Raw genomic sequence first — 8,976 nt, forward strand, 5'->3', positions numbered from 1 at the left:
ACGTGGCGGAACCCGGCGATCTCGGCTGGGACGAAGGGCTGTACGGCGAGGGGACCGGTGTCCCCGGCAGCCGTACGGCCCTCGACGACGAACGGAGCCCGCAGGCCGCGCCGGCAGAAGGCAGCGGCGGCGGGCACCGGCGCGGCGGTCCCCGGCGTCGCGCGAAACGCGGCAAACGCCGGATACTGCGCGGCGTCGCGATCACGGTGGCGGTGGTGGTGCTCGGCACGGCGGGGGCCGGATATCTGTACTACGAGCACCTGAACAGCAACATCCGTAAGGGGGAACGCAGTTCGGCCGACTCGGACGTGCGGAAGAGTGCCCCGAACGCGGCCGGCCAGACCCCGCTGAACGTCCTTCTCATCGGCTCCGACAGCCGGAACACGGCGGCCAACCTCAAGCTCGGCGGCTCCAGGAAGAGTGTGGGCGCCAAGCCCCTCGCCGACGTGCAGATGCTGTTGCACGTGTCCGCCGACCGCAAGAACGCCTCGGTCGTCTCCATCCCGCGCGACACCAAGGTCGACATCCCGAAGTGCACCGACCCCAAGACCGGGGACGAGTTCCCGGCGACGCGTGACCTCATCAACGCGACGCTGGGCCGCGGCGGTCCCGGCTGCACCCTCGCCACCTGGCAGGAGCTCACCGGCGTCTACATCGACCACTGGATGATGGTCGACTTCGCGGGCGTGGTGGCGATGGCCGACGCGATCGGCGGCGCCGAGGTCTGCGTGAAGCACGGTGTGTACGACGGCCCCAAACCGAACGTGCCCGGCGGCTCCGGTCTGCGGCTCGAGGCCGGCACCTGGCCGATCAAGGGCGAGCAGGCGCTCCAGTGGCTGCGTACCCGCCATGCCTTCGAGAGCGACTTCGGACGCTCCAAGGCGCAGCACATGTACATGAATTCGGTGATCCGCAATCTGAAGGACCAGAACGCCTTCACCGACACCGGCCGGCTCATGGACCTCGCGGAGACCGCGACCAAGTCGCTCCAGGTCTCGGAGGAGATCGGCACGGTCAAGAAGCTGTTCGACCTCGGGATGACCCTCAAGGACGTGCCCACCAGCCGGATCGCGATGCTGACCATGCCGCGCATACCCGACCCGGACAACCCGAAGGCGCATGTGCTGCCGGCGCCGGGTGAGGCGGACCGTCTGTGGCAGATGCTGCGCGAGGACACTCCGGTGGACGGCAAGGCGCCGACGTCGAAGCCCAAGCCCTCAGCCGCGCCGAAGGATCCGGCCGCCGAGCCCGCCGAGATCGGGATCATGGTCCGCAACGGCACGGGCGTGAATCAGGACCCCACTCCCCGCAGAGCGGCCGCGGTGGCCGAGGTGCTCACCGGCCAGGGCTTCACGGGCGCCAGGACGGACGCGACCCCGGAGGCGGAGAGCCGAACACAGGTCCTGTTCCCGAGCGTCGACCTCGACGGCGACGCGCACGCCGTCGCAGCGGCCCTCGGCATCCCGGCGAGCGCGGTGCGCAAGTCGTCCGAGGTGTCCGGTGTGACGCTGATCGTCGGCGCCGACTGGCGGACCGGGGACACGTTCCCGAAGCCGGAGCCGGCCGGGGGGCCACCGAAGAACACGGAGACGGTCATGGGCGACGACAAGGGCGCCTGCATGGACATCTACGCGCCGTACCGGATCTGACCCGGCACCACCGCGCCTGTACGACAGCGCCGGTCCGCCCCTCCACGGGGGCGGACCGGCGCTGTCGTCGTGCTGGTGGGCCGTGCTCAGGCAGCGGTCCGGACGGAGGGCCGCCGGCTCGCGATGACCTTCTTCGCCAGCGAGCGCGGGCTCGTCAGGAAGCCGTAGCCCCAGCACATGTGCATCGTGGCCAGCGCCACCGGGATCTGGAGCCGTGCCTTCAGGGACAGGCCCTTGCCGGCGGGGACGGAGCCCGCGGTGATCGCCGCGAGATATCCGGCGGGGACGACGAAGGCCCACGGCGTCAGCGCGGCACCCGCCACGACTCCCGCGGCGATCGCGCAGAGCGCCGTCGGCGGCGCCAGGTAGCGCAGGTTGATCGAGCCCTGGTGGTAGCGGGCCACGACATGGCGCCAGCGCCCGTAGTCCTTGTACTGCTTGGCCAGCGCCCGCACGGACGGCCGGGGACGGTACTGGACCCGCAGCTCCGGGGAGAACCAGATCAGGCCGCCGGCCTCGCGGATGCGGAAGTTCAGCTCCCAGTCCTGGGCGCGGATGAACTCCTCGTTGTAGCCGCCCTGCTGCTCCAGCGCCTCGCGCCGGAAGACGCCCAGGTACACCGTCTCCGCGGGACCGGCCTTGCCGCCCGTGTGGAAGGCGGCGTTGCCGACGCCGACCTTCGAGGTCATCGCGGCGGCGACGGCGTCCTCCCAGGCGTTCTCGCCCTCGGCGTGCATGATGCCGCCGACGTTCTGCGCGCCGGTCTCCGCCAGCAGGCGGACCGCGGTCGCGATGTAGTTCGGCGACAGCATCCCGTGGCCGTCGACGCGCACCACGACCGGGTGGCGGGACGCCTTGATGGCGGCGTTCAGGGCGGCCGGGGTGCGGCCCGTCGGATTCGGCACGGTGCGGACCCTCGGGTCCTCCCGTACGAGCTCGGCGGCGATCTCGTCGGTGCGGTCCGTGGACGGTCCGAGCGCGATCACCACCTCCATCTCTCCGTCGTACTCCTGCTCGAGGATGTGGCGGACGGAGTTGCGCAGATGCCGCTCCTCGTTGAGGACCGGCATGATCACGGAGACAGCGGGCGTGGCGTTCATCGCCCGCCACGTTACCGCGAACGGGGGACACCCAGGCGCGGCGGCCGGTGTCGCAGATCGTATGGGCCTACGGTGCGGGGAATCCCCTGTCGTCCGCGGAGGTGTCCTCTTGCCCCCACCGCCCCGCCCGCGTCCCCGTCCCCGTCCGGCCCCGCAGCGCGGCGCCGCGGGGCGGCCCGCCGCGCGACAGCCGGCCCGGCCGGCAGGGCGGGGCGGGCACCCCGCACGGCGCACGGGCGGTGGATCCCCACCGCGCCGGGGCGGGCGCGCGGCACGGCCGCGCTGGGGCATGCGGATCGTCACATCGCTCTCGGTGCTGGTCCTGGGCGTGGGCGGCATCGGGCACGCCGTGGTCACCGGACTCGACACGGAGATCGACCGGGTCGACCCGTTCCATGACATGAAGAACCGGCCCGAGGGTGGCCGCGGCACGAACATCCTCGTCGTCGGCACCGACGGCCGGGACAGGATCACGCCGGAGGAGAAGAAGAAGTACCGGCTCGGCGGGGCGCCGTGCAACTGCACCGACACGATCATGCTGGTGCACATCGCCCAGGACCGTGATCGCGCCAGTGTCGTCAGCCTGCCCAGGGACAGTTACGCGGAGATCCCCGAGCACACCGACACCACCACGGGCAAGCATCACAAGCCGCACCCGGTGAAGCTCAACGCGGCCTACGCCGAGGGCGGCCCCGGCCTGACCGTGCGCACGGTCGAGCACATGACCAAGGTGAAGATCGACCACTATCTCGAGGTCGACTTCACCAGCTTCATGAAGACGGTGGACGTGGTGGGCGGGGTGGAGGTCTGCACCGCCCGGCCGATGAAGGACACCTACACCGGTCTCGACCTGCCGGTCGGCACTCACAGGCTGAGCGGCGGGCAGGCGCTGCAGTACGTGCGCTCCCGCCACATCGACGGCGCCGCCGACCTGGGGCGGATGCAGCGCCAGCAGCGCTTCCTGGCGGCGCTCGTCGACCGGGCGACCAGCGGCGGTGTGCTGCTCAACCCGGTGAAGTTCCGGAAGGTCACCTCGACGATGCTCGGCTCGGTCCGCGCCGACCGGCAGTTCGGCACCCGGCAGATGCTCGCCCTCGGCCGGGCGATGCGGGGCTTCACGCCCTCCTCCTCCGAGTTCACCTCCGTGCCCGTCGGCGACGTCGCGTTCCCGGTCAAGGGCGTCGGGTCCACCGTGAAGTGGGACGACGCGCGGGCGCAGCGGCTGTTCCGGCTGCTGCGCGAGGACAGGCCGCTCGCACCGCACCGCCCGAAGCGTGCCAAGGCCACCGTTGTCGACGTCGACCCGAAGCAGATCAAGGTCCAGGTCTACAACGGGACCCGCCTCGCCGGCCTCGGCGAGAAGGTCGACAAGGCCCTGAACGGCCTCGGCTTCGACACCACACGCGCCCCGCTCAACGGCGGCGGCGGGAAGGTCGGGCGCACCTATGTGATGTACGACCCACGGTGGGACCGCTCGGCGAAGTCGCTCCGGGCGGCGCTGCCCGGTGCCGAGCTGCGTCCGGTGAAGAGGCAGGGCCCCACGATGAAGGTGATGGCGGGGACCGACTTCAAGGGAGTCGAGCCCGTACAGGCCCAGGAGCCCCACCGCGGCGAGTTCGGCGCGGTGACGGGCGACCAGGTCGTCTGCCCGTAGGTCCTCGCCGGGCGGCCGGACTCAGGCCTCCATGCCCTCCGCGGCGCGCTTCTCGCGCAGCTCCCGGATCGCCCGGCGCCTGGCCAGCCGGTGCGTGCGCCGGATCTGCGCCTCCTGGTAGCGGCGCTGGTCCCGCTCGGTCTCGGGGACGACCGGCGGCACCGCCCGCGGCTTGCCGTCCGCGTCCACCGCGGCGAAGACGAGGTAGGCGCTGCCGACCTGGGTGGCGGGAGTCGACTCGTTCCAGCGCTCGGCCAGGACCCGTACGCCGACCTCCATGGAGGACCGGCCGGTCCAGTTGACCTGTGCCTTCACATGGACCAGGTCGCCCACCCTGACCGGCTCCAGGAACACCATCTCGTCCATCGAGGCCGTGACCGCGGGTCCGCCCGAGTGCCGGCCCGCGACGGCTCCGGCCGCGTCGTCCACCAGCTTCATGATCACGCCGCCGTGCACGGTGCCGAGGAGATTCGTGTCACTGCCGGTCATGATGTGGCTGAGGGTGGTACGGGACGCCGAAGTGGGCTTGCCCGGAATTTCAGCCTCCGGGCGCTGGGCCTGATCTGTCATGCCGTCCACCATATGCCGGGGCCGGAATGCATCAGCTTCGCTACAGCCCTGGTGCGATTCCTCACCCACCCTGTCTGGGCGGCCACCCTCCCCTGCACACTGTTCCGCATGAATGACTGGCCCGATGGATGGACCGACAACGGCGGCAACGGCAACGCACGCGGCTACGGGCGCGGCAGCGCCGGGGACCGGCCCGAGGGCGCGCGCGTCATGCGCCATGTCCAGCGACCGGCCGCCCCGCAGCACGGCGGGGTTCCCCCTCAGCAGCCCCGCGGTTACGACCAGGGCTATGCCGAGCCGGTGTACGACAGCGGCTACAACACGGGCCAGGTCTACCGCGGCGCGGGCGGCGGGGTGCCTCCGCAGGGCAGACCCCCGCGGCAGCCCGGCCCGGCGCCGGACTGGCGGCGCAGGCTGAAGATCGGCTCGATCGTCGTGCTCGTGGCCGTGCTGGGCACCACCATCGGCACGTACTTCTGGGCGGACTCCAAGGTGCGGCGCGAGGTCGACCTCGCCAAGGTGATTGAGCGGCCCGCCGAGGGCGACTGCACCACCTACCTGATCGTCGGCTCCGACAGCCGTGAGGGCATGACGGCCGAGGAGAAGAAGAAGCTCCACACCGGTGATGCCGCGGGCAAGCGCACCGACTCGATGATGATCCTCGCGGCCTGCGGCAGCGGGAACACGATGGTGTCCCTGCCGCGTGACTCCGACGTCGAGATACCGTCCTTCATCGGCTCCGAGTCCGGGAAGAAGTTCCCCAACCAGGGCCGGCGCACCAAGCTGAACGCCGCCTACGCGGAGGACGGGCCCGAACTGCTGGTCCGCACCGTCGAGCACAACACCGGCCTGCGCATCGACCACTACGCGGAGATCGGCTTCGCCGGCTTCGCCAACATCGTGGACGCGCTCGGCGGTGTCGAGATGAACATCGAGAAGGGCTTCAAGGACAAGAAGTCCGGCGCCGACTTCGAGGCGGGCAAGCAGACCCTCGACGGCGAGCAGGCCCTCGCCTTCGTCCGCACCCGCTACGCCTTCGCGGAGTCGGACCTCGCACGCACCAAGAACCAGCAGAAGTTCCTCTCCGCGCTGGCGAGCCAGGCGGCGACCCCCGGCACGATCCTCAACCCGTTCAAGCTGTACCCGACCCTGGGCGCCGGCCTGGACACGCTCATCGTCGACAAGGAGATGTCCCTGTTCGACCTGGGCGAGATGTTCTTCGCGATGAAGGGCATCAGCGGCGGCGACGGTACGTCGATGAACATGCCGACGTCGGGAAGCCGGGGCGGCAACCTCGTCTGGGACAAGGCGAAGGTGCAGCAGCTGGTGAAGCAGATCCAGAACGACGAGAAGGTCACTGTCTCCGACAAGTGATTCCCGCACGTCGAAGGGGCCCGCACCGCGCGTACGCGGGGCGGGTCCCTTTTCGTCGCGGTCGGAGCGCGAACGGGTCGGCCGTGTTGCGGCCGGCCCGCCAACGGGTCGGCGTGGCCAGGCAGTCACCGGTCCGGGACAGGCGGTTCTCGCCGTACTCGTCCTGCACGAGGGTGGATCCGGCGGCCGTCAGCCGCTCGGTGATCCGCTGCCTGCGGACCTCGCACATCCTGAACGCGCTGAGGAGGAAGGCGGCCGGCGCCGCGCCACCCGCCAGGCGCGCCCGCGCTTAAGCCCGGCGTACGACGACGCCAAGACGCACCTTCCCGGCACGAGTGACCGACGTGACGACAGAGTCCGCGTTCCGCTGCGTCCGCCTCACATCGCCGACGCGGCCGACTGCTCGCTTGTCACCTGCTCAGGACGTCACTCGCGGGGGTGGATCGACGCGCCCACCAAGCGCAGTACGGCCAGCCGCGGACGGTCCGTCGTGTATCCGGCGGGAAGCTGTGGCACGCCCGCTGCCCGCTGCCCGCTCCACGTGGGATCGGGGCAGGACGACCAGAGGCTGAGAGGTCTGCATGCCCATGTTCACATCTCGGCTGCGAACGGCGCTGTGCCGATTCGCGGCCCGACGCAGGCAGTCACGGCGCGGCCGGGCCGCGGCCGTGGCAGTCGCGAGCCTGGCACTCGTACTGTCCCTGCCCGGAACCGCGCTGGCCGCCCCTGGCGACCTGGACCCGGCCTTCGGCGGCGACGGCAGGGTGCTCACCGGCTTCGGCAGCGATGCCGATGGGGCCTCTGACGTAGCGTCGGCACCCGACGGGCGGCTCGTCGCCGTCGGCTGGACGGTCGCCGACACGACAGCCGGCGACTTCGCGGTGGCCCGCTACAACCCCGACGGCAGCCTGGACACCAGCTTCGGCGGCGACGGCAGGGTGACCACCGACATTTCCGGTGAAGGCCAGTGGGACACCGCCTACGGTGTGGCGGTGCAGCCCGACGGCAAGATCGTCGTGGTGGGGAGCAGCTGGATCGAGTTCGAGAACTGCTGCTGGTTCACGGTGGTCCGCTACAACCCCGACGGCAGCCTGGACACCGGCTTCGGCGGCGGCGACGGCAAGGTGCTCACCGACTTCGACGGCGGCCCGAACGAGGCCTACGAAGTCGCGGTGCGGTCCGACGGCAGGATTGTTGCCGCCGGTACTTCCGGCGGCAGGTTCGCGGTGGCCCGCTACAACCCCGACGGCAGCCCCGACACCGGCTTCAGCGGCGACGGGGAGGTGACCACCGACCCGGGGCCGGCGCCGGACGAGGGCGGCACGGGTCGCACCATGGCATTGCAGCCCGACGGCAAGATCATTGCGGGCGGGGACGTCGGGACGACCCGCTTCGACTTCGCCCTCATCCGCTACAACGAGAACGGCAGCCTGGACACCACGTTCAGCGGCGACGGCATCGTGAGAACCGATTTCGGTGACTACGAGGCCGTGGAGGCGCTGGCGGTGCAGCCCGACGGCAAAATCGTCGCCGCCGGCGAGCTGTACGGCAGCGCGATGGCCCGCTACAACCCCGACGGCAGCCTGGACACCGGCTTCGGCGGCGACGGCAGGGTGGATCCCCCGGCGGGTGGCCACGACATGGTCTTGCAGTCCGACGGCAGGATCGTCCTCGTCGGCGGCAGCGGTCCGGGCGACTTCGCTGTCGTGCGTCACAATCCCGACGGCAGCCTGGACACCGGCTTCGGCGGCGACGGCGTCGTGACCACCGACTTCGGCGCCAGCGACAGGGCTCGCGGCGTGGTGCTGCAGTCCGACGGCAAGATCGTCGCCGCCGGTACGGGCGGACCGAACGTCGACTTCGCGCTGGCCCGCTACGAGGGCGGCGGCACCACCCCGCCCCCACCACCGGCGAACGCGAACCTCTCGGTCACCAAGTCGGGGCCGAGTCAACTCGCCCTGGGCAATCGGGCCACCTACACCGTGCGGGTGACCAACGCCTCCGACTCCACCGCAACGGCCACCGGCATCACACTGTCCGACACCGTCTCCGGAGCCGGTGCGACACTCGTGTCGGCCACGACCACCAGCGGCAGCTGCAGCACCACCTTCACCAGCGCCAACTGCGCACTGAGCTCGCTGCTTCCCGGCGGAAGCGCGACGGTCACCGTGGTCGTGGAGCCCAGGGCCACCGGCACCGTCACCAACAGGGCCACGGTCGACGCCATGGAGGACGACCCCGTACCGGGCAACAACACCGCCACGGCGACGACCACCGTGAACAACAGCCGTGGCTGCACGATCATCGGGACCAGTGCCGGTGAGACGCTTGTCGGTTCGGGCGGCAACGACGTGATCTGCGGCCTCGGCGGCAACGACACCATCCGCGGGGGCAACGGCTCCGACACCCTCTACGGCGACGTCGGCAACGACACCGTCGACGGCGGTTACGGCAACGACACCCTGTACGGCGGGTCCGGAAGCGACAACCTGACCGGCTATTACGGATCCGACCGGGTCAACACCGTCGACGGCGTGTCCGGCAACGACACGGCCAACGGCGGCCCCAACTACGACACCTGTACCACGGACTCGGGCGACAACCGCATCAGCTGCCCGTGATCCGGTGA

The 8,976-nt window shown here is 70.8% G+C and carries 6 protein-coding genes; 4 read left to right on the forward strand and 2 right to left on the reverse strand.

The features are described 5' to 3' along the window. Nucleotides 1-2: 2 nt before the first annotated feature. A complete protein-coding gene (locus ACWGH4_RS07055) occupies nt 3-1,649 on the forward strand; it encodes an LCP family protein (RefSeq protein ID WP_453456685.1) in 1,647 nt (548 codons plus the stop codon). Between the two features lie 86 nt (nt 1,650-1,735). Here the strand turns inward: ACWGH4_RS07055 and ACWGH4_RS07060 are convergent, their stop codons facing one another. Then, on the reverse strand, nt 1,736-2,749 hold the full coding sequence (locus tag ACWGH4_RS07060) for a glycosyltransferase family 2 protein (RefSeq protein WP_453456688.1): 1,014 nt from the start codon (nt 2,747-2,749) through the stop codon (nt 1,736-1,738). A 109-nt stretch (nt 2,750-2,858) separates the two neighbouring features. On the opposite strand from ACWGH4_RS07060, the gene ACWGH4_RS07065 reads away from it, so the two are divergent. After that, nucleotides 2,859-4,403 carry an LCP family protein gene (locus tag ACWGH4_RS07065; protein WP_453456691.1) on the forward strand — a complete coding sequence of 515 codons (1,545 nt, stop codon included), beginning with the start codon at nt 2,859-2,861 and terminating at the stop codon, nt 4,401-4,403. Between the two features lie 21 nt (nt 4,404-4,424). Here ACWGH4_RS07065 and ACWGH4_RS07070 read toward each other — a convergent pair whose 3' ends face one another. Next, a complete protein-coding gene (locus ACWGH4_RS07070) occupies nt 4,425-4,973 on the reverse strand; it encodes an acyl-CoA thioesterase (RefSeq protein ID WP_453456694.1) in 549 nt (182 codons plus the stop codon). Nucleotides 4,974-5,081: 108 nt separating this feature from the next. Here ACWGH4_RS07070 and ACWGH4_RS07075 point away from each other — a divergent pair, with 108 nt between their 5' ends. Both ACWGH4_RS07075 and ACWGH4_RS07080 read left to right on the forward strand, forming a co-directional pair. Continuing rightward, nucleotides 5,082-6,347, forward strand: coding sequence for an LCP family protein (locus ACWGH4_RS07075; RefSeq protein ID WP_453456697.1), 1,266 nt, complete (start codon nt 5,082-5,084; stop codon nt 6,345-6,347). Between the two features lie 668 nt (nt 6,348-7,015). After that, the gene (locus ACWGH4_RS07080) at nt 7,016-8,968 is read left to right on the forward strand and encodes a calcium-binding protein (RefSeq protein WP_453456700.1); all 1,953 of its coding nucleotides are present in this window, start codon (nt 7,016-7,018) and stop codon (nt 8,966-8,968) included. Nucleotides 8,969-8,976: the final 8 nt, after the last annotated feature.

This window comes from Streptomyces sp. NPDC054847, from assembly GCF_053610925.1.